The following is a 23,033-nucleotide window of genomic DNA, read 5'->3' as shown; positions in this document are numbered from 1 at the left end:
ATGTCGACGGCGGGTTTGCGCCGTGGCCGCTTCCCGCCAGGAACGGTTCCGAGAGGGTTGGGTGGACGAGTTGCTGAGTGCGATAGGTCTCGACGAAGGACAGGAGTCCGCTTACCGCGCGCTGGTCGCGCTGGGGGCGGCGGAGATACCGGACCTCGCGCACCGGCTGACCCTGCCGGTGCAGCAGACCGAACGGACCCTGCGCCACCTGGAGCGCCACGGGCTCGCCGCCCAGTCCTCCGCCCGGCCCGGCCGCTGGGTGGCGGCCCCGCCCGGGGTGGCCCTGGGCGCCCTGCTCACGCAGCAGCGGCACGAACTGGAGCAGGCGGAGCTGGCGGCGGCCCTGCTGGCGGAGGAGTACCGGGCGGAGGCCGCCGAGCCGGCCGTTCACGATCTGGTGGAGGTGGTCACGGGCGCCAGCGCGGTGGCCCACCGCTTCCACCAGCTCCAGCTCGGCGCCGTGGAGGAGGTGCTCGCGCTGGTCAGCGGCCGGCCGCAGGTGGTGACGGGGACGGACAACGAGGCGGAGGACCGGGCGGCCGTACGGGGAGTCTCCTACCGGGTGGTCATCGAGCGGGAGGTGCTCACCCTGCCCAGCGGGATCCGCGAGGCGTCCACGGCGCTGGCGCGCGGCGAGCACATCCGGGTGACGGCCGAGGTGCCGACCAAACTCGTCATCGCGGACCGCTCGCTCGCGATGGTCCCGCTGACGGCGCGCGGCGCGGAGCCGGCGGCGCTCGTCGTGCACGCGTCGGGGCTGCTGGAGTCCCTGATGGGCCTCTTCGAGGCGGTCTGGCGGGAGTCCCTCCCGCTGCGGCTGGGCTCCACCGGGGCGCCGGAGGAATCCGATGGCGGACCCGACGTCACGGACCTGGAGATCCTCACCCTCCTCCTGGCGGGGATGACGGACGCCAGCGTGGCGAAGCACCTGGAGCTGGGCCTGCGGACGGTCCAGCGGCGGGTCAAGGGCCTGATGGAGCTGTCGGGTGTCACGACCCGGCTCCAGCTCGGCTGGTACGCGTACGAGCGGGGCTGGGTGGCCCGATAGCCCCGGGCCGGGCAGGCTGGGCAGATGGACCTGCCTCAGCTGCCCCAGTTGCTGCTGGTGGGGCTGGTGCTGGTGCTCGGATTGCTCGGGGTACTGGTCCCCGGCGCCCCCGGCACCCTCCTCGTCTGGGCCGGAATCCTGTGGTGGGCGCTGCACGAACGCTCGTCGGTGGCCTGGGGCCTGCTGGCGGGCGCGACGGCGCTGCTGCTGGTGGTGCAGGTGGTGAAGTGGCTGCTGCCCCCGCGGCGGCTCCGGGGGGTCGGCGTCACCCGCCGGATGGTGGTGTACGCGGGCGTGGGCGCGGTACTGGGCTTCGTGCTGCTCCCGGTGGTGGGCACGGCCCCCGGCTTCGTCGGCGGCATCTACCTCTGCGAGCGACGCCGCCTGGGCACCCCCGGGGAGGCGTGGGCGTCGGTGCGGGCGGTGATGCGGGCGGTGGGGACGAGCGTGCTGGTGGAGCTGTTCGCGTGCCTGCTGGTGGTGGGGGCGTGGGTGGGGACGCTGCTGTGGGCCTAGCCGACGACCTGGTCCCCGCCGACCGGGACTTACGGCGTAGGCCCGACTAGGTCCTCGGCCCGATGCGCCGTGCGGCCCCGGCTGGGATCGTCTCCCCCATGACCGACATGGCGGAGTTCAAGGGTTTCAGCGAGGCCGAACGGACATACCTGCGCTCGCAGCACCTGGGCCGGCTCGCGACGGTGGACCCGGCCGGGCAGCCCCAGGCGAACCCGGTCGGATTCTTCCCTCAGGACGACGGGACGGTCCTGGTGGGCGGGCTGGCGATGGGCACGACGAAGAAGTGGCGGAACCTCACCGAGAACCCCCGGCTGTCACTGGTCGTGGACGACCTGGTCAGCACCCGTCCCTGGACGGTGCGCGGCATCGAGATCCGCGGCCGGGCCACGCTGGAAGTGGGCCCGCACTCCTTGGGCCCCCACTTCAGCCCGGAGGTCATCCGCATCCACCCGGACCGCGTGCTGTCCTGGGGCCTGGACACCTAGCCCACCGCTGCGCGGAGCAGGTTCCCCTCCCCGCGCAGCGGCACACCCGCGCCCGGTGCCGGGTGGGGCCCAGCCCCGGGCGGGGGCGTGCCCGGCCCGGGGCGGGGGGCGTGCCCGGCACCGGGGCGGGGCGCGGCCCCCGGGCCGGGAGCCGTCAGGCCCGGCCGGTCCGCTTCGCGGCATAGTTCGCGCGGCCCACCGCCGAGCGGAGCCTCCAGTCGCGCCTGATCTCCGACCGGAGCCGCGCGTCGGTCTTCGCGACGATCCGCTGGTTCTCCCGCAGCAGCTTGCGGTAGCTCTCCAGCCGCCGCTCCGGCAGCTCCCCGGAGTCCACCGCGGCCCGTACGCCGCACCCCGGCTCCGCCTCGTGCGCGCAGTCGTGGAAACGGCACCGCTGCGCGTACTCCTCGATCTCCGAGAAGACCTGCCCGACGCCCGCCTCCGCGTCGAAGAGCCCGACGCCCCGCAGCCCGGGGGTGTCGATCAGCACGCCACCGCCCGGCAGCACGAGCAGGTTGCGCGTCGTGGTGGTGTGGCGGCCCTTGCCGTCGACCTCGCGCGCCGCCTGGACCTCCATCACGTCCTCCCCCAACAGCGCGTTGGCCAGCGTGGACTTGCCCGCGCCGGAGATCCCGAGGAGCACGCTCGTACCGCCCCCGACCACTGCGGCGAGCACGTCCGTGCCCTCCCCGGTCACCGAGGAGACCGTGAGGACGGCGACCCCGGGGGCCGTCGTCTCCACGTCCTCGACGAGGTGTCCGAGGGTGACCGGGTCCGGGACCAGGTCCGCCTTGGTCAGGACCACGAGGGGCTGCGCCCCCGATTCCCAGGCGAGCGCGAGGAACCGCTCGATGCGGCCGAGGTCCAGTTCGACGGCCAGCGACACCGCGATGATCGCGTGGTCGACGTTCGCGGCGAGGATCTGGCCCTCGGACCGCTGGGATGAGGTGGACCGTACGAAGGCGGTCCGGCGCGGCAGGTACGTCTTCACGTAGCGCGGGTTGCCGTGCGCCTCCAGCACCGCCCAGTCTCCGGTGCAGATGACCCGGAGCGGGTCGTGCGGGGTGACGAAGGCGGTGTCGGCGCGGACGATGCCGTCCGCCGTCATGACGTCGCACTGGCCGCGGTCGACCCGTACGACCCGGCCGGGAAGCAGGCCCTGATCGGTGTACGGGGCGAACTCGGCCGCCCACGCCTCGTCCCAGCCGTAGGGGGCCAGGGCGTGCGGAAGCGAGGAGGAGGAAGAGGAGGAAGGAGAAGAGAAAGCGGGGAGAGACAAGGGAAACCCTTCACAGGGTGGCCCCGGCGGTGCGCGCCGCTACCGGGCGCGAAAGAGGTGAGAGGTCAGCCGGAGACCACAGAAGTGACATTGATGGTCTTCTGAGTGCGGGCAACGCCCTGCGCCATGACAGTCATCAATGAACTCACCTCCGGGTCTGCATACGTGCTGACGAGCCGTCCCGCACCGGTCGGCGGGAACGTCCCCACCGTAACAAGCACCCTCAGGCCCGCGCCACTTCTTTTACGGAGCGTCCTGAAGCCGGGTTTCGAACTTACCGCCGGTCAGGGCGGGCCCGAGAGATCCGCAGTCAAGTCGACCACAGAGATTAAGCTGTTCCGATGGAGACCAGCGGAACCGCAGATTCTGAGACGATTTACGAGACGCAGTGCACCGTGGTCGCCGCCTCGCGGAACACGTCGATGAGCGAGACGGCTCCCGATACCCGGCGCCGGATCCTGCGGGTCTCCATGGAACTGTTCGGGGTCCGCGGCTTCCACGAGACCTCGCTGCGGGAGATCGCCGAACAGGTGGGCGTCTCCAAGCCGGCGGTGCTCTACCACTTCCCCGGCAAGGCCGACATCCTCGGCGCCCTGGTCGAGCCGATGCTCCGGGATCTGGCGGCCGCCCTGGCCCGCGCCGCGGCGGGCGGTCCCCGCACGGCCGACGGGTCCGGCTCGGCCGAAGGGTCCGGCGCATCCGTCACGTCCGGCGCATCCGTCACGTCCGGCGCACCCGTCACGTCCGGCACCTCCGGATCCTCGGACCGGACCCGGTGGGCCGTCATCGAAGGGGTGCTCGACGTCTGGCTGGACCACCGCCACCTGCTGCGCCTCAACCTCCAGGACATGGCCCTGGCCGTCCCCGGCCCGGCCTTCGCCCGCCTGCGCGACGCCATGCTCCGCGCCAACTTCCTGGTCGCGGGGCCGAATCCCGGATTCGCGGAACGGGTGCGGGCCGCCCAGGCCGTGGCGATGCTCTCCGATCCGGTGGTGCTCTTCGCCGACGCTCCCGTCCCTGCCCTGCGCGAGGCCGTCCTGGACGGCGTACGACGCCTGCTCGACGGTCCGCACGGCCCGAACGGCCCCGACGCGTCGGCGCGGCCCGTGCCGGGGGGACGGCGCGGGCGGCCCGCCGCCATGAGCCCGGCCATGATCGAGGCCGCCCGCCGGATGCACGCGGCGGGCAGCGGGGCCACCGCGATCGCCGCCGCCCTCGGCGTCTCCCGCGCCACGGTCTACCGCCACCTGCCCCAGGAGGATGCCCCCGAGTGACCGGGCCTGGACGGTCCGGGCCGGCCCGCCCGGCCACGGGTCCGCCGGTGTCCGATTCGTTCAAGACCGGCCCGGCCGGGCGTGCCTAGGGTGAGTTCATGACTCCCCGACTCGACATGATCGGCATCATCGTCTCCGACATGGCCGCATCGCTCGCCTTCTACCGCCGCCTCGGCATCGACGTGCCCGCCGAGGCCGACTCCCAGCCGCACGTCGAAGCCGTCCTGCCGGGCGGACAGCGGATCGGCTGGGACACGGAGGAGGTCATCCGCTCCTTCGACCCGTCCTGGACCCGCCCGACGAGCGACGGCCGGGTGGGGCTCGCGTTCCTGTGCGACTCCCCCGCCGAGGTGGACTCGCTGTACGCGGAGCTGACCGAGGCCGGGAACACGGGCCATCTGAAGCCCTGGGACGCCTTCTGGGGGCAGCGCTACGCCGTCGTCCTGGACCCGGACGGCTCCGGGATCTCCCTCTTCGCACCGGCTGGAGCAGGCGAAGCGCCCGACCCTGCCTGACCCGCCCCTGCCTGACCGGACCCCGCCTGACCGGACCCCGCCGCGTAGGCCCCCGGCGTGGTCCCCGCCAGGGCGCGCACCTCGCGGGTGTAGTGCGCCTGGTCGGCGTATCCGGCCGCCGCTGCCACCGCCGCCTGCGACAGCCCGCGCCGGGTCAGCGCGAGGGCCCGCTGGAGGCGCAGGATCCGCCCCAGGGTCCGGGGCCCGTAGCCGAAGGCGTCGAGGGAGCGCCGGTGCAGCTGCCGCTCCCCGAGGCCGACCGCCCCGGCCACGGCGGCCACGCCCTGCCCGGCGCGCAGCCGGGCCGTCACCTCCGCGACGAGGGGGTCCGGTGGGGCGCCTTCGGCCGCGCGGAGCCGGGCCAGCTCCTCCAGTCCCGCGCGGGGATCCCCGTACGCGGCCACGAGCGCGGTGAGGCGCCGTACCTCGGCGGCGGGCCACAGGTCCGCCAGCTCGACCCGCCGGTCGCGCAGTACGCGGGCCGGTACGCCGAGCAGCGCGGGCGCCGTGCCGGGGGCCAGCCGGATGCCGGCGAAGCCGGAGCCCGGGACTTCTCCGGCGGGGTGCGCGGCGGTGTCGGGTCCGGCCACCAGGAGCCGGCCGTCCACCCACAGCAGGTCCATGCACCCGTCGGGCAGCACCATGCCGGCGCCGGCCCCGCCGGCCCGCCAGAGCACCGCTCCGGCGACCGTCCGGGACGGCCGTTCCTCGTACCGTGCCGCAAGCCCTTCCTCGTACCGTTCCCCGGGCCGTTCCCCGGGCCGTTCCTCCGGCCCCGGGCCGGGCACGGCGTCGTCCGCGCGATCCTCCACGGACACCACGCTACGGCGGCGGTCAGTGCTTGCGCAGGCGGGAGTGGTAGTCCTCGGGGGGCAGGAACTTCGACCAGCGCTCCGGGAACTCCGAGGGCATGCCCCCGTCCTCGTCGCCCTCGTCGTCCTCCGACTCCCCCTCGGCCAGGGCCCGCCAGGCGGCCGCCCGGGCCACGAGCTGGGCGGCCTCCGCCTCGCGGACCCGCTCGTTCGCCTCGCGGGCCGCCGCGGTGGCCACCGAGGGCCAGACCCGGTCGATCGCGGCGTTGACGGCGGCCCCGACGAGGACGGCGAAGGCGGAGATGCCGATCCACAGCAGGATCGCCACGGGGGCGGCCAGCGACCCGTAGATGGTCGGGCCCTCCACCGTGTTGGTGAGGTAGATCCGCAGCAGGAAGGAGCCGAGCACCCACATGGCGAGGGCGACCAGCGCGCCGGGCACGTCCTCGATCCAGGGCGAGCGGACCGGGACGGAGACGTGGTAGAGCGTGGTCAGGAAGGCGATGGAGAGCAGCGTGACGACGGGCCAGTACATGACCGCGATCACCTCCGTGCTCCAGGGCACCAGCCGCACCACCGCGTCCGGGCCGACCACCATCAGCGGCAGCACGATGGCGCCGATCAGCAGGGCGGCGATGTAGAGGACGAAGGCGAGCAGCCGGGTCTTGACGATGCCGCGCTGTCCGTCGAGCCCGTACATGACGGTGATGGTGTCGATGAAGACGTTGACGGCGCGCGAGCCCGACCAGAGGGCGAAGGCGAACCCGAGGGAGATGAGGTCGGGCCGGCCCCTGCCGGTGACGTCGTCGAGCATCGGTTTGGCGATGTCGTTGACGCCCCGGTCGGAGAGGACGGTGCCGACCGCCCCCAGGATGTTCTCCTCGATGCTGGCGACGGTCGTTCCGCCCGACCAGCCGTCCACGTAGCCGAGCAGACCCAGCAGGCCCAGGAAGAGCGGGGGCAGCGAGAGCAGGGTGAAGAAGGCGGCCTCGGCGGCGAGTCCGAGGATCCGGTACTCGATGCACGAGTTCACGGTGTCTTTGAGCAGCAGCCACGCCATCTTGCGCTTGGAGACGTTGCGGTAGAGGGCGCGGGCCCGGTGGAGACGTCCCGGAATCCGCTCGGGTGTTTCTTTCGCGTGCTGCACGTCCTTACGGTATCGGCATGGCAGCCACCACCCACACAGTCAGCAATCAGGCCCCGCCCCTCGTGGGCCACGACGTCTACGGCAGCGACCGGGTCCTCAGCGAGGGGGTCGAGCGGCACCTCGCGGACTCCGCGCCCGAACTCGCCGCGGAGGTAAAGGAAGAGCTCACGGGTCTCGGGCGCGCGGCGGGGTCCCGGCAGGCACAGGACTGGGGGACGCAGGCGAACGAGAACCCGCCGAAGCTGCGGACGCACGACCGGTACGGCCATCGGATCGACGAGGTGGAGTTCCATCCCTCGTGGCACCGGCTGCTCGGGCACGCCGTGGGCGCCGGGCTCACCGACGCGTGGGGGCGGCCCGCGGGGCATCTGCGGCGGGCGGCCGGGTTCTTCGTGTGGTCGCAGGCGGAGGCGGGGCACGGTTGCCCGGTCTCGATGACGCACGCGGCGGTACCGGCGCTGCGGACCGATCCGGAGCTGGCGGCCGAATGGGAGCCGCGGCTGACCTCGCACGTGTACGAGGAGGGGCTGCGGCCGGCCGGGCAGAAGGCCGGGGTGCTCTTCGGGATGGGCATGACGGAGAAGCAGGGCGGGAGCGACGTCCGGGCGAACACGACGGCGGCGGTGCCGCTGGACGCCTCCGGCGAGTACCTGCTGACCGGGCACAAGTGGTTCTGCTCGGCTCCGATGTGCGACGGGTTCCTGGTACTGGCGCAGGCGCCGGGCGGGTTGACCTGTTTCCTGGTGCCGCGGGTGCTGCCGGACGGGACGCGCAACGTCTTCGCGATCCAGCGGCTTAAGGACAAGCTGGGCAACCGGTCGAACGCGTCGAGCGAGGTGGAGTTCGACGGGACGTGGGCGCGGCGGGTGGGTGAGGAGGGCCGGGGGGTGCGGACCATCATCGAGATGGTCGCGGCGACCCGGCTGGACTGCGTGATCGGTTCGGCCTCGCTGATGCGGCAGGCCCTGACGCAGGCCGCTCACCATACGGAGCACCGCTCTGCTTTCGGAGCACCGCTCATCGACCAGCCTCTGATGCGCAACGTCCTCGCCGACCTCGCCCTGGAGTCCGAGGCCGCCACCACTCTCACGCTCCGCCTCGCGGCCGCGTACGACGCCGTCCAGAGCACGGGCAACGAGCAGGAGCGGGCCTTCCTGCGCATCGCGGTGCCCGCCGCGAAGTACTGGGTGACCAAGCGCTGTACGCCGATGGTCGCGGAGGCCCTGGAGTGTCTGGGCGGAAACGGCTACGTCGAGGAGTCCGGGCTGCCCCGGCTGCTGCGCGAGTCCCCGCTGAACTCCATCTGGGAGGGATCGGGCAACGTCCAGGCCCTCGACGTGCTGCGCGCCCTGCAGCGCGAGCCGCAGGCGCTGAACGCCTTCCTCCAGGAGGTCGGTCTGGCGCGCGGCGCCGACCACCGGCTGGATTCGGCCATCAAGAACCTGCTGACCGAGCTCGCGGACCTGGAGGGCATCGAGGCGCGGGCCCGGCGGGTCGTGGAGCGGATGGCCTTGGTGCTCCAGGGATCCCTGCTGGTGCGCTGGGCCCCGCCGGAGGTCGCCGACGCCTTCTGCGCCTCGCGCCTGGGCGGGGACTGGGGCGCGGCCTTCGGCACGCTGCCGCACAGTCTGGATCTGGGATCCGTGGTGGAACGGGCCCGGATCGCGGGCTGAGAGAGGGCCCCAACCCTCCGCTCGCCGTCTGCGGGAAGGCCCCAACCTTCCGAACAGAACCGCCCGGCGACATCCGGGCCCGTTGACCTGGAACAGGGATGGCGCCGCGCCGACTCGGCACCACCCCTGATCCGAGAAGCCCCGAGGAAGGAGCTGTCACGCCGCTCGGCGACGTCCGCACAGTTTCGATCGGCCGACCGGGACTTGGCGAGAGTTGCAAGACGTTGCAACCTTTGACTCGGAACCGCCCTCCGGGCGTACCGGTCCGCCCCTGGAAGGGGTGCGTACCGGACGCCCCACCGGGCGGGAACCGTCGCACATCTGTTCGCACGGGGAGGTTCCGGTGGCCCACACCACAGGCAGCGCGGTCGATGCGGCACGCATCTCGGCCATGGACGCGCGGGAGGCCGCGCGTCTGCTCAAGGGAGTACGGGCGGCCGCGCTGGCCGGGGACCGGCCGCCGGCCGCGCCGCGCCCGGAGATCGCCGAGTCCTGGCGCCGGATGATGGCGGGCGGGGTCCACCCGGACCGCGACAGCCGTTCGCGGATGCTGTCCTTCGCCGAGACCGAGGAGCGGCGCCAGACCTCTCCGCTACGGGACTTGCTGCCCGTCCTGCGCGAGGGGCTGCTGCCCTCGCTGGACGAGGCCCTGCACATCATGGTCGTCGCCGACGCCGACGGGCGGCTGCTGTGGCGGGAGGGCCACTCCTCGATCCTGCGCAACGCGGACCGGCTCGGCTTCGGGGTGGGCGCCGACTGGGACGAGTCGGTGGTCGGCACCAACGGGGTCGGCACCGCCCTGGTGACCCGCAGACCGGTCCAGGTGTTCTCGGCGGAGCACTTCGTCTCCAGCCACCACGACTGGACCTGCGCCGGAGCCCCTGTACGGGACCCCCGCGACGGCTCGCTGCTCGGGGTCCTCGACGTCAGCGGGCCGCTGGCCACCATGCACCCGGCGACCCTGGCGTGGGTGAGCTCGGTGGCCCGGCTCGCGGAGCGGGAGCTGCGGGTACGGCACCTGGAGTCGCTGGAACGGCTGCGGTCGGTGGCGGCCCCGGTGCTGGCCCGGGTGCCGGGGCGGGCGCTGGCGGTGGACGGCAACGGGTGGACGGCGGCCGTCACGGGGCTCGCACCGGTCGAGCGGATCCCGCTGCCGAAGTCCTTCGGGCCCGGCCGGGTGTGGGTGCCGCAGCTCGGCGACTGCCTGGTGGAGCCGCTGCCGGGCGGCTGGCTGGTGAACGTCACGGAGGCCCGTACCGGCGCCGGGGCGGCCGCCCGCGTCGTCCTCGACCTCAGCCGGCCCGGGGCCTGGCGCGCCACCGTCTACGGGGCCGCGGGCAGCTGGTCGCAGGATCTGAGCCCGCGCCACGCGGAGCTGCTGTTCCTGCTGGCGGAGTCCCCCCGGGGGCGCTCGGCGGCGGAACTCTCGCAGGAGCTGTTCGGGGACCCGACCCGCACGGTGACGGTCCGCGCGGAGATCTCCCGGGTGCGCCGCAACCTCGGTGGCGTGCTCGCCCACCGTCCGTACCGCTTCGCGCAGGACGTGGAGGTGGAGCTGATCCGCCCCGCGGACCCGGCCGCGCTGCTGCCGCACTCCACGGCGCCGGCGGTGATCAGCGCCCGGTTGGGTCCGGCCGGGACCGGCATGATTCCCTGAAGTCCATGAGCACCATCACACTGACCACTTGGTCCCTGGAAATGACCGCACCGTCCGACCTCGTCCCGGCGGCCGTCCCGGGCCCCGAGATCCGGATCGTCCGGTCGGAGGTCCCCTCCCCCGAGTTCAGCCGGTTCCTCTACGCCTCCGTGGGCGGAGACATCCACTGGACGGACCGGCTGGCGCTGACCCGCGCGCAGTGGGTGGAGCAGCTGGGCCGTCCCGGGGTGGAGACGTGGGTGGCGTACGACCGGGGCACCCCCGCGGGGTACGTGGAACTCGACCCGCAGCCCGACGGTGTGGTGGAGATCATGTACTTCGGCCTGATCCCCGACTTCCGGGGCCGTCGCATCGGCGGCCACCTGCTGACCGTGGGCATCGAGCGGGCGTGGTCCCTGGCCGAGCGCTGGCCGGAGCTGGCCCCGACGCGGCGCGTCTGGCTGCACACGTGCAGTGAGGACGGGCCGACGGCGATGGCGAACTACCAGCGGCGCGGCTTCAAGGTCTTCAAGGAGGAGACCGAGGAGAAGGCCTCCACCCCCACCCCGGGCCCCTGGCCGGGCGCGTAGCCGGTCCGCGGCGGCGATCTTTCAGCCCCGCCGGCGTTTGAGGCGACCTTTCAGCCCCGCCGGCGTCTGAGGCGGGAACGGTGGAGGGGTGGGTAGGGGACAGCCCCGCGCAGCGGAACGGGTGGGGCTCAGGGGGCCTCCGAGGTGACTCCCGTCACGGGGATCTTGCGATGTGAGACGAGTTCGTCCGGATTGTGGACAGTAGTGGACTCCTCCAATCGCCACATGCCACGCTTCCCCCCATGAACGGAGCTGGAATTGCCTTGGTGAGTCGGCGGCACGTCGACCTCGGCCGCATGTCCAGCGCCATCTGTCCGGCGCGCTGACGCACAGCACCGCCGCGACAGCGCCCCGCATCGACGTCGCCGCGGAAGCGAACACACCGCTCGCCGTCAGCCTCCACAGCAGTCCCCTGTAGGCCGTTCGTCGCCCCAAAAAGGCGACGAAACAGCCACATCCGCTCCACGCGCGCCAGGGGTCACGCCGCCGCTCCCCCCTGCCCCTGCCTCGAGCCGCCGAAGAAGGACGTACCGCCATGGCCGCCACCCCCGATACGACCGCAGCCGCCGCACCCGCCGCCGCCGCGCGCCGCAAGACCGGCCGTCACCGCGGTGAGGGCCAGTGGGCCGTCGGACACCACACGCCCCTCAACGGCAACGAGCAGTTCAAGAAGGACGACGACGGTCTCAATGTGCGGGCGCGCATCGAGAACATCTACTCCAAGGCGGGCTTCGACTCGATCGACCCCAACGACCTGCGCGGCCGTATGCGCTGGTGGGGCCTCTACACCCAGCGCAAGCCCGGGATCGACGGCGGCAAGACCGCGATCCTGGAGCCGGAGGAGCTGGACGACAAGTACTTCATGCTGCGCGTCCGCATCGACGGCGGCCGGCTGACCACCGAGCAGCTGCGCGTCATCGGTGAGATCTCCGAGGAGTTCGCCCGCGGCACCGCCGACCTCACGGACCGGCAGAACGTGCAGTACCACTGGATCCGCATCGAGGACGTCCCGGAGATCTGGCGCCGTCTGGAGGCCGTCGGCCTCTCGACCACCGAGGCCTGCGGTGACACCCCCCGCGTGATCCTGGGCTCGCCCGTCGCCGGCATCGCGCTGGACGAGATCATCGACGGCACCCCCGCCATCGACGAGATCTACGCCCGCATCGTGGGCAACCCCGCCTTCTCGAACCTGCCCCGCAAGTTCAAGTCCGCGATCTCCGGCTCGCCGCTGCTCGACGTGGCGCACGAGATCAACGACATCGCCTTCGTGGGCGTGAACCACCCCGAGCACGGCCCCGGCTTCGACGTCTGGGTCGGCGGCGGCCTCTCCACCAACCCGAAGCTGGGTGTGCGCCTGGGCACCTGGGTCTCGCTCGACGAGGTCCCGGACATCTACGAGGGCGTCATCTCGATCTTCCGCGACTACGGCTACCGCCGGCTGCGCACCCGCGCCCGCCTGAAGTTCCTCGTCGCCGACTGGGGTCCGGCCAAGTTCCGCCAGGTCCTGGAGGACGAGTACCTGAAGCGCAAGCTGACCGACGGCCCCGCGCCCGAGCAGCCCAGCGGCCAGTGGCGTGACCACGTCGGCGTGCACCAGCAGCAGGACGGCAAGTTCTACGTCGGCTTCGCGCCCCGCGTGGGCCGCGTCGACGGCGCCACCCTGACGAAGATCGCCGCCGTCGCCGAGCAGCACGGCTCCGGCCGGCTGCGCACCACCGCCGAGCAGAAGATGATCGTGCTCGACATCGAGGCGGGCCAGGTCGACTCGGTCGTCGCGGCCCTGGAGGCGCTGGACCTGCGGGTCAACCCGTCCCCGTTCCGCCGCGGCACGATGGCCTGCACCGGCATCGAGTTCTGCAAGCTGGCCATCGTCGAGACGAAGGCGCGCGGCGCCTCGCTGATCGACGAACTGGAGCGCCGCCTGCCGGGCTTCGCCGAGCCGCTCACCATCAACATCAACGGCTGCCCGAACGCCTGCGCCCGTATCCAGGTGGCGGACATCGGTCTCAAGGGCCAGCTGGTCCTGGACGACGAGGGCAACCAAGTCGAGGGCTACCAGGTCCACCTGGGCGGCGCACTCGGTCTGGAGGCCGGCTTCGGCCGCAAGGTCCGCGGCCTCAAGGTCACCTCGGCCGGTCTGCCGGACTACGTCGAGCGGGTCGTCTCGCGCTTCGAGAAGCAGCGCGAGGACGGCGAGCGCTTCGCCGCCTGGGTCACCCGTGCCAAGGACGAGGACCTCTCGTGAGCGAGCGCGCCGCACCGTTCTACTGCCCGTACTGCGGCGACGAGGACCTGTTCCCGAACGAAACAGGGCACGGCGCCTGGGAATGCAGGGCCTGCAATCGAGCCTTCCAGCTGAAGTACCTGGGGCTGCTGGCCCGGGGTGTTCAGTCCAATGACGCTGGAGGGGACGAGATATGACCACGATTCAGGACGCCGATCTCAAGACCGCCGACCTCAAGGAGCTGGCCGAGCAGGCGGGCCGGGACCTCGAGGACGCCGCGCCGCTGGAGATCCTCACCTGGGCGGCCGAGACCTTCGGCAAGAAGTTCGCCGTGACCTCCTCCATGGAGGACGCGGTGGTCGCCCACCTCGCCTCCCGCGCCATCCCCGGCGTGGACGTGGTCTTCCTCGACACGGGCTACCACTTCGAGGAGACCATCGGCACCCGTGACGCGGTCGAGGCCGTGATGAACGTCAACGTCATCACGCTCACCCCGCGCCAGAGCGTCGCCGAGCAGGACGCCGAGTACGGCCCCAAGCTGCACGACCGTGACCCCGACCTGTGCTGCGCACTGCGCAAGGTCAAGCCGCTCGAAGAGGGCCTGACCGCGTACGACGCCTGGGCGACGGGCCTGCGCCGCGACGAGTCCCCGACCCGGGCGAACACCCCGGTGGTCGGCTGGGACGAGAAGCGGCAGAAGGTCAAGGTCTCGCCGATCGCCCGCTGGACCCAGGACGACGTGGACGCGTACGTCCTGGAGCACGGCGTGCTCACCAACCCGCTGCTGATGGACGGTTACGCCTCCGTCGGCTGCGCCCCCTGCACCCGCCGGGTGGCGGAGGGCGAGGACGCCCGCGCCGGCCGCTGGGCCGGGCTCGGCAAGACCGAGTGCGGGCTGCACGGCTGATGACGACCACCAGTACGGCCACCACCACGGCCACCGGCCCCACCACCGGGACGGCCGCCGGCGCGACCGACGAACGTACAGAACCGACGGAGACGAACCAGATGAGCGTGAGCGACCAGGGCGCCACCGTGTGGCTGACCGGGCTGCCGAGCGCGGGCAAGACCACCATCGCCTACGCGCTGGCCGAGCGGCTGCGCGCCGAGGGCCACCGCGTGGAGGTCCTCGACGGCGACGAGATCCGCGAGTTCCTCTCGGCCGGTCTCGGTTTCAGCCGCGAGGACCGGCACACCAACGTGCAGCGGATCGGCTTCGTCGCCGAACTCCTCGCGTCCAACGGCGTGAAGGCGCTCGTCCCGGTCATCGCGCCGTTCGCGGACAGCCGCGAGGCCGTCCGCAAGCGGCACGCCGCCGAGGGCACGAGCTACCTCGAAGTGCACGTGGCCACTCCGGTGGAGGTGTGCTCCGAGCGTGACGTGAAGGGCCTGTACGCCAAGCAGGCGGCGGGCGAGATCTCCGGTCTGACCGGGGTCGACGACCCGTACGAGGCACCGGAGTCCCCGGACCTGCGTATCGAGTCGCACACGCAGTCTGTCCAGCAGTCGGCTTCGGCCCTGCACGCGCTGCTCACCGAGAGGGGTCTGGCATGACCGCCACCGTCGCACACGTCCACGAAGGGACGGACGCGCCCTACGCGCTGTCGCACCTCGACGCCCTCGAGTCGGAGGCCGTGCACATCTTCCGCGAGGTGGCGGGCGAGTTCGAGAAGCCGGTGGTCCTCTTCTCCGGCGGCAAGGACTCGATCGTCATGCTGCACCTGGCGCTGAAGGCGTTCGCGCCGGCGCCGGTGCCGTTCACCCTGCTCCACGTGGACACCGGCCACAACTTCCCCGAGGTCCTGGACTACCGGGACCGCGCGGTCGCCAAGCACGGCCTGCGCCTGCACGTGGCCTCCGTGCAGGAGTACATCGACGCCGGCAAGCTCCGCGAGCGCCCCGACGGCGTCCGCAACCCGCTGCAGACCGTCCCGCTGACCGAGGCGATCCAGCAGCTGAAGTTCGACGCCGTCTTCGGCGGCGGCCGCCGCGACGAGGAGAAGGCCCGCGCCAAGGAGCGCGTCTTCTCCCTGCGCGACGAGTTCTCCCAGTGGGACCCGCGCCGCCAGCGCCCCGAGCTGTGGCAGCTCTACAACGGCCGCCACGCCCCGGGCGAGCACGTGCGCGTCTTCCCCCTGTCCAACTGGACCGAGCTGGACGTGTGGCAGTACATCGCCCGCGAGAAGATCGAACTGCCGGAGATCTACTTCGCCCACGAGCGCGAGGTCTTCCAGCGGGGCGGCATGTGGCTGACGGCCGGCGCGTGGGGCGGCGCCAAGGACGGCGAGACCACCGAGACCCGCCTGATCCGCTACCGCACCGTCGGTGACATGTCCTGCACCGGCGCCGTCGACTCCGACGCCACCACGCTGGACGCCGTGATCACCGAAATCGCCGCCTCCCGGCTCACCGAGCGGGGCGCGACCCGCGCCGACGACAAGCTGTCCGAGGCCGCGATGGAAGACCGCAAGCGCGAAGGGTACTTCTAACCATGACCTCGACCACCGAGCAGTTCGCCGATCTCTCGGCGACCACGCTGCTGCGCTTCGCGACCGCGGGCTCCGTCGACGACGGCAAGTCCACCCTGGTCGGCCGCCTGCTGCACGACTCCAAGTCGGTCCTCACCGACCAGCTGGAAGCCGTGGAGCGGGTCTCGGCCAGCCGCGGCCAGGACACCCCCGACCTCGCACTGCTCACCGACGGCCTGCGCGCCGAGCGGGAGCAGGGCATCACCATCGACGTGGCCTACCGCTACTTCGCCACCGCCCGCCGCCGGTTCATCCTGGCCGACACCCCCGGGCACGTGCAGTACACCCGCAACATGGTCACCGGCGCCTCCACCGCCGACCTCGCCGTGGTGCTGGTCGACGCCCGCAACGGTGTGATCGAGCAGACCCGCCGGCACGCCGCGGTCGCGGCCCTGCTGCGGGTCCCGCACGTGGTCCTCGCCGTCAACAAGATGGACCTCGTCGGCTACGAGGAGTCCGTCTTCGCGAAGATCGCCGAGGAGTTCACGGCGTACGCCACGGGCCTGGGCGTCCCGGAGATCACCGCGATCCCGATCTCGGCCCTGGCCGGCGACAACGTGGTGGAGCCCTCCGCCAACATGGACTGGTACGGCGGCCCCACGGTGCTCGAGCACCTGGAGACCGTCCCGGTCAGCCACGACCTCACCGCCTGCCCGGCGCGTTTCCCGGTGCAGTACGTGATCCGCCCGCAGACCGCCGAGCACCCCGACTACCGCGGCTACGCCGGCCAGATCGCCTCCGGCGTCCTGCGCGTCGGCGAGGCCGTCACCGTCCTGCCGTCGGGCCGCACCTCGGTCATCGAGGGCATCGACGCGCTCGGTGAGAGCGTCGACATCGCGTGGGCCCCGCAGTCGGTGACCCTGCGTCTGAGGGACGACATCGACATCTCGCGCGGCGACCTGATCGCGCCGTCGTCGAACTCCCCCGCCACCACGCAGGACGTCGTGGCGACGGTCTGCCACGTGGCGGACCAGCCCCTCGCCGTGGGCGCCCGGGTGCTGATCAAGCACACCACGCGCACGGTGAAGGCGATCGTCAAGGAGATCCCCTCGCGGCTGACCCTGGACGACCTGTCCCAGCACCCCAACCCCGGGCAGCTGGTGGCCAACGACATCGGCCGGGTCGTCGTCCGTACCGCCGAACCGCTCGCGCTCGACTCGTACGCCGACTCGCGCCGCACCGGGTCCTTCCTGCTGATCGACCCGGCGGACGGCACGACGCTGGCGGCCGGCATGGTCGGCGAATCCTTCGCCTCCACCGCCGAGACCACCATCCAGGCTGATGAAGAAGGCTGGGACTTCTGATCATGCTTGCCGATATCTACTCCACCTTCGCGAAAGAGGGCGGCCGCGTAGGCAGCGGCTCCCTCGGCAGCGGCCAGGGAGGTGTGGGGCGATGTGCGTGATGACGTACGCGCACCGCATGCGCGCCCACACCCCCCGCGAGCCGTACCTGCCCTTGCTCAGCAAACGAAGACGTGCGTCGTGACACGACGCTACGAGAGGAAGCCCTCCCGTGCCTGCCATCGGAACCACCGGTAAGACCCTGCGCCGCAGCATCGTCGCCGCTGCCGCCCTCCCGCTCCTGATCGGCGCGCTCGCCTCGTGCGGCTACGGCTCCGACGCGAAGAAGGACGACGCTCCCGCGAAGGCGAACGTCGCCGCCGACGCGAAGGAGCTGTCGGCCTCCGAGGTCCGCATCGGCTACTTCCCGAACCTGACCCACGCCACCGCGCTGGTCGGTCTCCAGGAAGGCCTGATCGCCAAGGAACTCGGCGCCACCACGATCAAGCCGCAGTCCTTCAACGCCGGCCCCTCCGAGATCGAAGCCCTCAACGGCGGCTCTCTCGACATCGGGTTCATCGGCCCCTCGCCTTCGATCAACGCCTACGTCAAGTCCAAGGGCTCCAACCTGCGGATCATCTCCGGCTCCGCCTCCGGCGGCGTCAAGCTCGTCGTGAACCCCGCCAAGATCAAAACCCTGGACGACCTCAAGGGCAAGAAGATCGCCACCCCGCAAAAGGGCAACACCCAGGACGTCGCGTTCCTCAACTGGATCGCCGAAAAGGGCTGGACGGTCGACCCCGAATCCGGCAAGGGCGACGTCTCCGTCGTCCGCACCGACAACAAGGTCACCCCCGACGCCTTCAAGCAGGGCTCCATCGACGGCGCCTGGGTCCCCGAGCCCACCGCCTCCAAACTCGTCGCCGACGGCGGCGCCGTCCTCCTCGACGAAACCACCCTGTGGCCCGACAAGAAGTTCGTCATCACGAACATCATCGTGTCCCAGAAGTTCCTCACCGAACACCCCGACGTCGTCGAGGCCGTACTCACCGGCACCGTCAAGACCAACGCCTGGATCAACGCCAACCCGGACAAGGCCAAAGCCTCCGCGAACGCCAAGCTCGCCGCCGAAGGCGGCAAGCCCCTCGACGCCAAGGTCATCGACCCGGCATGGCCCAGCATCCTCCTCACCAACGACCCGCTGGCCGCCACGCTCAAGACGCAGTCCGAGTGGGCGGTCAAGGCCAAGCTCATCGAGCAGCCCGACCTGGGCGGCATCTACGACCTCAAGCTCCTCAACAAGGTCCTCAAGGCCGCCGGCCAGCCCGAAGTCTCCGACGCCGGCCTCGGCGCCAAGTAACCCCGTAATCCAGCAACCCAGGAGGTGACGACCATGGCCACCATTCTCGCCAAGGCTGCCGAGGGCACGGTAGCGGAGCAGACGCACGCCGCACGCATCGAGCACGTCTCGAAGTCCTTCTCCGGCCCGGCCGGATCGCAGCTCGTCCTGGACGACATCAGCCTCGATGTCGCTCCCGGAGAGTTCGTCACCATCCTGGGTGCCTCGGGATGTGGAAAGTCCACGCTCCTGAACCTGGTCGCCGGACTGGACAAGCCGTCCGCGGGGTCGATCGAGACCCCCGGCGGGCGCCCGTCGCTCATGTTCCAGGAGCACGCCCTCTTCCCGTGGCTCACCGCGGGCAAGAACATCGAGCTCGCCCTGCGTCTGCGCGGGGTGGCCAAGGCCGACCGCAAGCCGGAGGCCGAGCGCCTGCTCGAGCTGGTGCGGCTCGGCGGCTCGTACGGCAAGCGGGTCCACGAGCTGTCCGGCGGCATGCGCCAGCGCGTGGCCCTGGCCCGGGCGCTCGCCCAGGACAGCCAGCTGCTGCTGATGGACGAGCCGTTCGCCGCGCTCGACGCCATCACCCGCGACGTGCTGCACGGCGAGCTCACCCGCATCTGGGAAGAGACGAACCTGTCCGTCCTGTTCGTCACGCACAACGTCCGCGAAGCCGTACGGCTCGCGCAGCGTGTGGTCCTGCTCTCCTCGCGCCCCGGCCGGGTCGCGAAGGAGTGGACCGTGGGCATCCCGCAGCCGCGCCGCATCGAGGACGCGGACGTCGCGGAGCTGTCCCTCGAAATCACCGACCACCTGCGTGGGGAGATCCGCCGCCATGGCCAGCACTGACACCACCCCCGGGGCCCCGTCCAAGGCCAAGGCCGACGACCTCGCCGGGCTGGAGGCCGGGCTCGACGCGCTCGACGCCGTCCAGACCCACCGCACCCCGGTCCGCGAAGTCCTCGTCAAGAAGGTCCTGCCGCCGGTCATCGCCGTCGGCCTGGTCCTCCTCATCTGGCAGATCCTCGTCGCGGCGAAGATCACCGACGAGACCAAGCTCCCTGCCCTGTCCTCCGTCTGGGACAGCCTGTCCGACATGTGGATGAAGGGCACCCTGCTCGAGGTCATCTGGACCAGCGTCTCGCGCGGTCTGCTCGGCTTCCTGCTGGCCCTGGCCATCGGCACCCCCCTCGGTCTGCTCGTCGCCCGGGTGAAGTTCGTCCGCGCCGCGATCGGCCCGATCCTGCAGGGGCTGCAGTCGCTGCCCTCGGTCGCCTGGGTGCCGCCGGCGGTGCTCTGGTTCGGCCTCAACGACGCGATGATGTACACCGTCATCCTGCTCGGCGCCGTCCCGTCGATCGCCAACGGCCTCGTCTCCGGCATCGACCAGATCCCGCCGCTGTTCCTGCGGGCCGGCCGCACCCTGGGCGCCACCGGCCTGCGCGGCGCCTGGCACGTGGTCATGCCGGCCGCGCTGCCCGGCTACCTGGCCGGCCTCAAGCAGGGCTGGGCCTTCTCCTGGCGCTCGCTGATGGCCGCCGAGATCATCGCCAGCTCCCCCGACCTGGGCCTCGGTCTCGGTCAGCTCCTCGAAAACGGCCGCAACAACATCGACCTGCCCGGCGTGTTCCTCGCGATCATCCTGATCCTGGTCGTCGGCATCGCGATCGACCTGCTCATCTTCAGCCCGGTCGAGCGGTGGGTGCTGCGCACCCGCGGCCTGCTGGTCAAGAGCTGATCACCGTGTCGGCGCACTCCACGCACCGGGCACAGGCCCCCGCCCTGCTCGTCCTCGCCCACGGCAGCCGCGACCCGCGGCACGCGGCGACCGTGCACGCCCTCACCCGGCGGGTGCGGGCGCTGCGGCCGGGGCTGCGCGTGGAGACCGCGTTCCTGGACTTCGACACCCCGACCGTCGACCAGGCGGTGGCCTCGCTCTACCTCTCGGGCGTACGCGAGATCGTGGCGCTCCCGCTCCTCCTGACGCGGGCGTTCCACGCGAAGTCCGACATCCCGGCGGTGCTCGCCGGAGCCACGTCCCACCTGCCGGACCTCTCGGTCCGGATCGCGGATGTGCTCGGCCCGTCGCCGCTGCTGCTGGCGACCCTGGAGCGCCGGCTGTGGGAAGCCGGCCTCACCCCGGCGGACCGCGCCACCACCGGTGTGGTGCTCGCGTCCGCCGGTTCCTCAGACCCGGAGGCGATCGCGGTGATCGCTGAAATCGCGCGGGAGTGGCGGCACACCGGTTGGTGCGCCGTGCGGCCTGCGTTCGCCTCCGCTGTTCTCCCCCGGGCGGAGGACGCCGTACGGGCCCTGCGCGCGGAGGGCGTCCGCCGGATCGCGGTGGCCCCCTACGTCATCGCCCCCGGCCGGCTCCCCGACCGCATCACGGCGGGCGCCGAGGCCGCGGGTGCCGACGTGATCTCCGGCGTCCTGGGCCCCTCCCCAGAACTGGCCCGGCTGCTGCTCCGCCGGTTCGACGCGTCCGCCGCATCCCCTGCCCGCATCCCGGCCCTGGCGGCCTGACCCTCCTGCCGCGGCCTACCGCTGCGCGGGGCGGAGTCCCCCACCCACCCTTCCACCGTTCCCCGGGCTCTGCCCGGACCCGGTCCTCAAACGCCGGACGGGCTGGATACATCCAGCCCCGCCGGCGTTTGAGGCGCGGGGTCTGGGGCGGAGCCCCAGGGGGTCCGGGCGCAGCCCGGGGAACGGGCGAAGGGCGGGTAGGGGAACTCCGCCCCGCGCAGCCGTGGTGCGCACCCGCACCCCGGCGGCTCAGAGCCTCGCCGCGGCCTCGTCGGCGAGGGCCGTCAGGTCCTCGATGGACATCGCCCCGGGCGGCAAGCCCTCCCGCGCGAAGATGTTCGCCGCGTGCCGCAGCGTGTCATTGACCGGCGTGGCCACCCCGTGCAGCCGCCCCAGCAGGACGACCTCCCCGTTGAGATAGTCCGCCTCCACCGACCCCGTACCCCGCGCCAGGCTCTGCCAGGACGACCCGCCCCGTACCGTCCCGGCCGGCGCATCGACCTTGCCGTCGCGCACCGCCGCCTGCTCCGCGTCCGAAGTCCAGTCGAGCCCCGCGGCGGCGAAGGCGGCCTTCGCCTCGCGCACGGCCCGCAGCAGCAGTGCCGCCTTCGCGGGTTCGGGCTCGGGGCCGGTCGTGGCCTGGATCGCGTTGCCCAGATTGCCCAGCAGCTTCGCGTACTTCCACCGCATCACGTCCTCGGTGACCGGCGCCCCGAACCCGGCCTTCTCCAGGTCGGCCGCGATCCGCCGGACGGGCCCGTCGGCGCCTCCGGCGGCCTTCCCGAGGTGCAGGATCCCGGTCAGCGGCGCGCAGAGCGCCGAGACCACCCCCGGCTCCAGGAAGGTCGCCGGCAGCCACACGCAGACCCCGTACACGCGCGCGAAGCGCCGTAGGGCGAGGCGTTCGCTCTCCACGCCGTTCTGCGCGCACAGCACCGGCAGCCGCTGCGCCGCCGTACCGCCGCCCGTGACCTCCGCGTCGGCCCAGGCGTCGAGCGCGGCGAGCGCGTCCTGGGTCTTCACGGTCAGCAACAGCACGTCGTCGGGGCGCAGTTCACCCAGCTCGGCCGGCCCCTTCACGACGGGGAGCCGGTGCATCCGCTCGCCGTCCGCCGTGGTGAGCCGCAGCCCGTTCGCCCGCAGAGCCTCCGCGTGGGGGCCGCGCGCGACGAGGACGACCTCGTTGCCCGACTCCGCGAGCCGTCCGCCGATGGTCGCGCCGATCGCTCCGGCGCCGATGATGATGTAACGCATGCCGACGAGCCTGGCACATCCGCGGGCCTGGGTTACGGTCGGGCCATGTCTGTTGACGTGGATGAGACGTTCGCCCTCGGCGGGGACCTGCCCGTGCGCCGCCTCGGTCTCGGCACCGGCGGCCTGGTCGGCTCCGGCTACTGGGGCCCGCGCGCCGCCCGCCCCGCATCGGTCGCGCTGCTGCGCACCGCCGTCGCACGCGGGGTCACCCTGATCGACACCGCCGACAACTACGGCCCCCACCTGGCCGAGGAGCTGGTGGCCGAGGCCCTCCACCCGTACGGGGAGCGGCTGGTGGTCTCCACCAAGGGCGGCGTGGTGCGCACCGGCCCCGACCAGTGGCACGCGGCGGGCCGCCCGGAGGACCTGCGCTCCATGTGCGAGGCGAGCCTGCGCAGGCTCCGGCTGGACCGGATCGACCTGTACCAGCTGCACCGCTTCGATCCGGCCGTCCCGCCGGCGGAACAGCTGGGCACGCTGGCCGAGCTGCGGGCGGAGGGCAAGATCCGCCACATCGGGCTGAACACGGTGACGGCGGACCAGCTCAGGGAAGCCCTGTCCCTGGTTCCGGTGGCCTCGGTCCAGAACCCGTACAACCTCCTGGACCGCTCCTCGGCGGAGCTCCTCGCCCTGTGCGAGGCCCGGGGCATCGCCTTCCTCCCCTACTACCCGCTCGGCAACGGCGCCCTGACACGGGAGAGCGCCGCCGCACTGACGGCGGTCGCCGCCGAACACGGCGCGTCCACCGGCCAGATCGCCCTGGCCTGGCTCCTCCAGCACTCCCCGGTCCTGTGCCCCACGCCGGGTACGGGCTCCCCGGACCACCTGGCGGAGAACCTGGACGCGGCAACGGTCCACCTGACCCCGCACGAGATGACCCTGCTGAACGGGCTGGCGGAGTAGG

Annotated in this window: 24 protein-coding genes; 20 read left to right on the top strand and 4 right to left on the bottom strand. The window is 72.2% G+C overall.

Annotation, left to right across the window (positions count from 1 at the left end; all coding sequences use genetic code 11):
• Positions 1-70: 70 nt before the first annotated feature.
• From OG247_RS33565 to OG247_RS33555, 3 genes are all read left to right on the top strand, one after another.
• Complete coding sequence (locus tag OG247_RS33565) at positions 71-1,048, top strand: helix-turn-helix domain-containing protein (protein ID WP_327257731.1); 978 nt, start codon at positions 71-73, stop codon at positions 1,046-1,048.
• Between the two features lie 24 nt (positions 1,049-1,072).
• Positions 1,073-1,564 (top strand): DUF456 domain-containing protein, encoded by a 492-nt coding sequence (locus OG247_RS33560; protein ID WP_327255710.1) that lies wholly within the window; start codon positions 1,073-1,075, stop codon positions 1,562-1,564.
• Positions 1,565-1,671: 107 nt separating this feature from the next.
• The gene (locus tag OG247_RS33555; protein ID WP_327257730.1) at positions 1,672-2,049 is read left to right on the top strand and encodes a PPOX class F420-dependent oxidoreductase; all 378 of its coding nucleotides are present in this window, start codon (positions 1,672-1,674) and stop codon (positions 2,047-2,049) included.
• 154 nt (positions 2,050-2,203) lie between these two features.
• Here the strand turns inward: OG247_RS33555 and rsgA are convergent, their stop codons facing one another.
• Positions 2,204-3,328, bottom strand: coding sequence for a ribosome small subunit-dependent GTPase A (rsgA, locus tag OG247_RS33550; RefSeq protein ID WP_327255709.1), 1,125 nt, complete (start codon positions 3,326-3,328; stop codon positions 2,204-2,206).
• Between the two features lie 341 nt (positions 3,329-3,669).
• Between rsgA and OG247_RS33545 the strand changes: the two genes are divergently transcribed.
• A complete protein-coding gene (locus OG247_RS33545; protein WP_327255708.1) occupies positions 3,670-4,602 on the top strand; it encodes a TetR family transcriptional regulator in 933 nt (310 codons plus the stop codon).
• Between the two features lie 98 nt (positions 4,603-4,700).
• Complete coding sequence (locus tag OG247_RS33540; RefSeq protein WP_327255707.1) at positions 4,701-5,117, top strand: VOC family protein; 417 nt, start codon at positions 4,701-4,703, stop codon at positions 5,115-5,117.
• Here OG247_RS33540 and OG247_RS33535 read toward each other — a convergent pair.
• Both OG247_RS33535 and OG247_RS33530 read right to left on the bottom strand, forming a co-directional pair.
• Positions 5,033-5,794, bottom strand: coding sequence for a helix-turn-helix domain-containing protein (locus OG247_RS33535; protein ID WP_327257729.1), 762 nt, complete (start codon positions 5,792-5,794; stop codon positions 5,033-5,035). The two genes, OG247_RS33540 and OG247_RS33535, sit on opposite strands and share 85 nt — an antisense overlap.
• A gap of 157 nt (positions 5,795-5,951) precedes the next feature.
• Positions 5,952-7,076 carry a YihY/virulence factor BrkB family protein gene (locus OG247_RS33530; protein ID WP_327255706.1) on the bottom strand — a complete coding sequence of 375 codons (1,125 nt, stop codon included), beginning with the start codon at positions 7,074-7,076 and terminating at the stop codon, positions 5,952-5,954.
• A 17-nt stretch (positions 7,077-7,093) separates the two neighbouring features.
• Here OG247_RS33530 and OG247_RS33525 point away from each other — a divergent pair, with 17 nt between their 5' ends.
• The 14 genes from OG247_RS33525 to OG247_RS33460 all read left to right on the top strand — a co-directional run bounded on the left by OG247_RS33525 (position 7,094) and on the right by OG247_RS33460 (position 20,875).
• A complete protein-coding gene (locus OG247_RS33525; RefSeq protein ID WP_327255705.1) occupies positions 7,094-8,749 on the top strand; it encodes an acyl-CoA dehydrogenase family protein in 1,656 nt (551 codons plus the stop codon).
• A 391-nt stretch (positions 8,750-9,140) separates the two neighbouring features.
• A complete protein-coding gene (locus OG247_RS33520; RefSeq protein WP_327257728.1) occupies positions 9,141-10,406 on the top strand; it encodes a helix-turn-helix domain-containing protein in 1,266 nt (421 codons plus the stop codon).
• A gap of 5 nt (positions 10,407-10,411) precedes the next feature.
• Positions 10,412-10,975, top strand: a complete 564-nt coding sequence (locus OG247_RS33515; protein ID WP_327255704.1) for a GNAT family N-acetyltransferase — start codon at positions 10,412-10,414, stop codon at positions 10,973-10,975.
• A gap of 242 nt (positions 10,976-11,217) precedes the next feature.
• Positions 11,218-11,301: a putative leader peptide gene (locus OG247_RS33510; protein ID WP_312847410.1), complete on the top strand. Its 84-nt coding sequence runs from the start codon at positions 11,218-11,220 to the stop codon at positions 11,299-11,301.
• Positions 11,302-11,510: 209 nt separating this feature from the next.
• Positions 11,511-13,220 carry a nitrite/sulfite reductase gene (locus OG247_RS33505; RefSeq protein ID WP_327255703.1) on the top strand — a complete coding sequence of 570 codons (1,710 nt, stop codon included), beginning with the start codon at positions 11,511-11,513 and terminating at the stop codon, positions 13,218-13,220.
• Positions 13,217-13,396: a DpnI domain-containing protein gene (locus OG247_RS33500; protein ID WP_214956597.1), complete on the top strand. Its 180-nt coding sequence runs from the start codon at positions 13,217-13,219 to the stop codon at positions 13,394-13,396. The genes OG247_RS33505 and OG247_RS33500 overlap by 4 nt, the downstream gene beginning before the upstream one ends.
• Positions 13,393-14,106: a phosphoadenylyl-sulfate reductase gene (locus OG247_RS33495; protein WP_327255702.1), complete on the top strand. Its 714-nt coding sequence runs from the start codon at positions 13,393-13,395 to the stop codon at positions 14,104-14,106. The genes OG247_RS33500 and OG247_RS33495 overlap by 4 nt, the downstream gene beginning before the upstream one ends.
• A 101-nt stretch (positions 14,107-14,207) precedes the next feature.
• On the top strand, positions 14,208-14,753 hold the full coding sequence (cysC, locus tag OG247_RS33490) for an adenylyl-sulfate kinase (RefSeq protein ID WP_327257727.1): 546 nt from the start codon (positions 14,208-14,210) through the stop codon (positions 14,751-14,753).
• Entirely contained in the window at positions 14,750-15,688 is a 939-nt protein-coding gene (cysD, locus tag OG247_RS33485; protein WP_327255701.1) for a sulfate adenylyltransferase subunit CysD, read from the top strand. Before cysC ends, cysD begins: the two co-directional genes overlap by 4 nt.
• 2 nt (positions 15,689-15,690) lie before the next feature.
• Positions 15,691-17,031 (top strand): sulfate adenylyltransferase subunit 1, encoded by a 1,341-nt coding sequence (locus OG247_RS33480; RefSeq protein ID WP_327255700.1) that lies wholly within the window; start codon positions 15,691-15,693, stop codon positions 17,029-17,031.
• A 211-nt stretch (positions 17,032-17,242) separates the two neighbouring features.
• Positions 17,243-18,370, top strand: a complete 1,128-nt coding sequence (locus OG247_RS33475; protein WP_327255699.1) for an aliphatic sulfonate ABC transporter substrate-binding protein — start codon at positions 17,243-17,245, stop codon at positions 18,368-18,370.
• A gap of 33 nt (positions 18,371-18,403) precedes the next feature.
• Positions 18,404-19,198 carry an ABC transporter ATP-binding protein gene (locus tag OG247_RS33470; protein WP_327255698.1) on the top strand — a complete coding sequence of 265 codons (795 nt, stop codon included), beginning with the start codon at positions 18,404-18,406 and terminating at the stop codon, positions 19,196-19,198.
• On the top strand, positions 19,185-20,087 hold the full coding sequence (locus OG247_RS33465) for an ABC transporter permease (protein WP_327255697.1): 903 nt from the start codon (positions 19,185-19,187) through the stop codon (positions 20,085-20,087). Before OG247_RS33470 ends, OG247_RS33465 begins: the two co-directional genes overlap by 14 nt.
• A gap of 5 nt (positions 20,088-20,092) precedes the next feature.
• Entirely contained in the window at positions 20,093-20,875 is a 783-nt protein-coding gene (locus OG247_RS33460; protein WP_327255696.1) for a sirohydrochlorin chelatase, read from the top strand.
• 249 nt (positions 20,876-21,124) lie between these two features.
• Here OG247_RS33460 and OG247_RS33455 read toward each other — a convergent pair whose 3' ends face one another.
• Positions 21,125-22,129 (bottom strand): ketopantoate reductase family protein, encoded by a 1,005-nt coding sequence (locus tag OG247_RS33455; RefSeq protein ID WP_327255695.1) that lies wholly within the window; start codon positions 22,127-22,129, stop codon positions 21,125-21,127.
• Between the two features lie 45 nt (positions 22,130-22,174).
• On the opposite strand from OG247_RS33455, the gene OG247_RS33450 reads away from it, so the two are divergent.
• The gene (locus OG247_RS33450) at positions 22,175-23,032 is read left to right on the top strand and encodes an aldo/keto reductase (RefSeq protein ID WP_327255694.1); all 858 of its coding nucleotides are present in this window, start codon (positions 22,175-22,177) and stop codon (positions 23,030-23,032) included.
• The last annotated feature ends 1 nt before the right edge of the window (position 23,033 follow it).

This window comes from Streptomyces sp. NBC_01244 (assembly GCF_035987325.1).
In the GTDB taxonomy this organism is placed as follows: domain Bacteria; phylum Actinomycetota; class Actinomycetes; order Streptomycetales; family Streptomycetaceae; genus Streptomyces.
This window is presented reverse-complemented; position numbering and strand designations above follow the sequence as displayed.

Excerpts from the sequence above, each read along its gene's own strand:
- OG247_RS33560 (WP_327255710.1), top strand. The coding sequence starts at position 1,073 with ATGGACCTGCCTCAGCTGCCCCAGTTGCTGCTGGTGGGGCTGGTGCTG.
- OG247_RS33555 (WP_327257730.1), top strand. The coding sequence starts at position 1,672 with ATGGCGGAGTTCAAGGGTTTCAGCGAGGCCGAACGGACATACCTGCGC.
- OG247_RS33545 (WP_327255708.1), top strand. The coding sequence starts at position 3,670 with ATGGAGACCAGCGGAACCGCAGATTCTGAGACGATTTACGAGACGCAG.
- OG247_RS33540 (WP_327255707.1), top strand. The coding sequence starts at position 4,701 with ATGACTCCCCGACTCGACATGATCGGCATCATCGTCTCCGACATGGCC.
- OG247_RS33525 (WP_327255705.1), top strand. The coding sequence starts at position 7,094 with ATGGCAGCCACCACCCACACAGTCAGCAATCAGGCCCCGCCCCTCGTG.
- OG247_RS33520 (WP_327257728.1), top strand. The coding sequence starts at position 9,141 with ATGGACGCGCGGGAGGCCGCGCGTCTGCTCAAGGGAGTACGGGCGGCC.
- OG247_RS33515 (WP_327255704.1), top strand. The coding sequence starts at position 10,412 with ATGAGCACCATCACACTGACCACTTGGTCCCTGGAAATGACCGCACCG.
- OG247_RS33510 (WP_312847410.1), top strand. The coding sequence starts at position 11,218 with ATGAACGGAGCTGGAATTGCCTTGGTGAGTCGGCGGCACGTCGACCTC.
- OG247_RS33505 (WP_327255703.1), top strand. The coding sequence starts at position 11,511 with ATGGCCGCCACCCCCGATACGACCGCAGCCGCCGCACCCGCCGCCGCC.
- OG247_RS33495 (WP_327255702.1), top strand. The coding sequence starts at position 13,393 with ATGACCACGATTCAGGACGCCGATCTCAAGACCGCCGACCTCAAGGAG.
- cysC (WP_327257727.1), top strand. The coding sequence starts at position 14,208 with ATGAGCGTGAGCGACCAGGGCGCCACCGTGTGGCTGACCGGGCTGCCG.
- cysD (WP_327255701.1), top strand. The coding sequence starts at position 14,750 with ATGACCGCCACCGTCGCACACGTCCACGAAGGGACGGACGCGCCCTAC.
- OG247_RS33480 (WP_327255700.1), top strand. The coding sequence starts at position 15,691 with ATGACCTCGACCACCGAGCAGTTCGCCGATCTCTCGGCGACCACGCTG.
- OG247_RS33470 (WP_327255698.1), top strand. The coding sequence starts at position 18,404 with ATGGCCACCATTCTCGCCAAGGCTGCCGAGGGCACGGTAGCGGAGCAG.
- OG247_RS33465 (WP_327255697.1), top strand. The coding sequence starts at position 19,185 with ATGGCCAGCACTGACACCACCCCCGGGGCCCCGTCCAAGGCCAAGGCC.
- OG247_RS33455 (WP_327255695.1), bottom strand. The coding sequence starts at position 22,129 with ATGCGTTACATCATCATCGGCGCCGGAGCGATCGGCGCGACCATCGGC.
- OG247_RS33450 (WP_327255694.1), top strand. The coding sequence starts at position 22,175 with ATGTCTGTTGACGTGGATGAGACGTTCGCCCTCGGCGGGGACCTGCCC.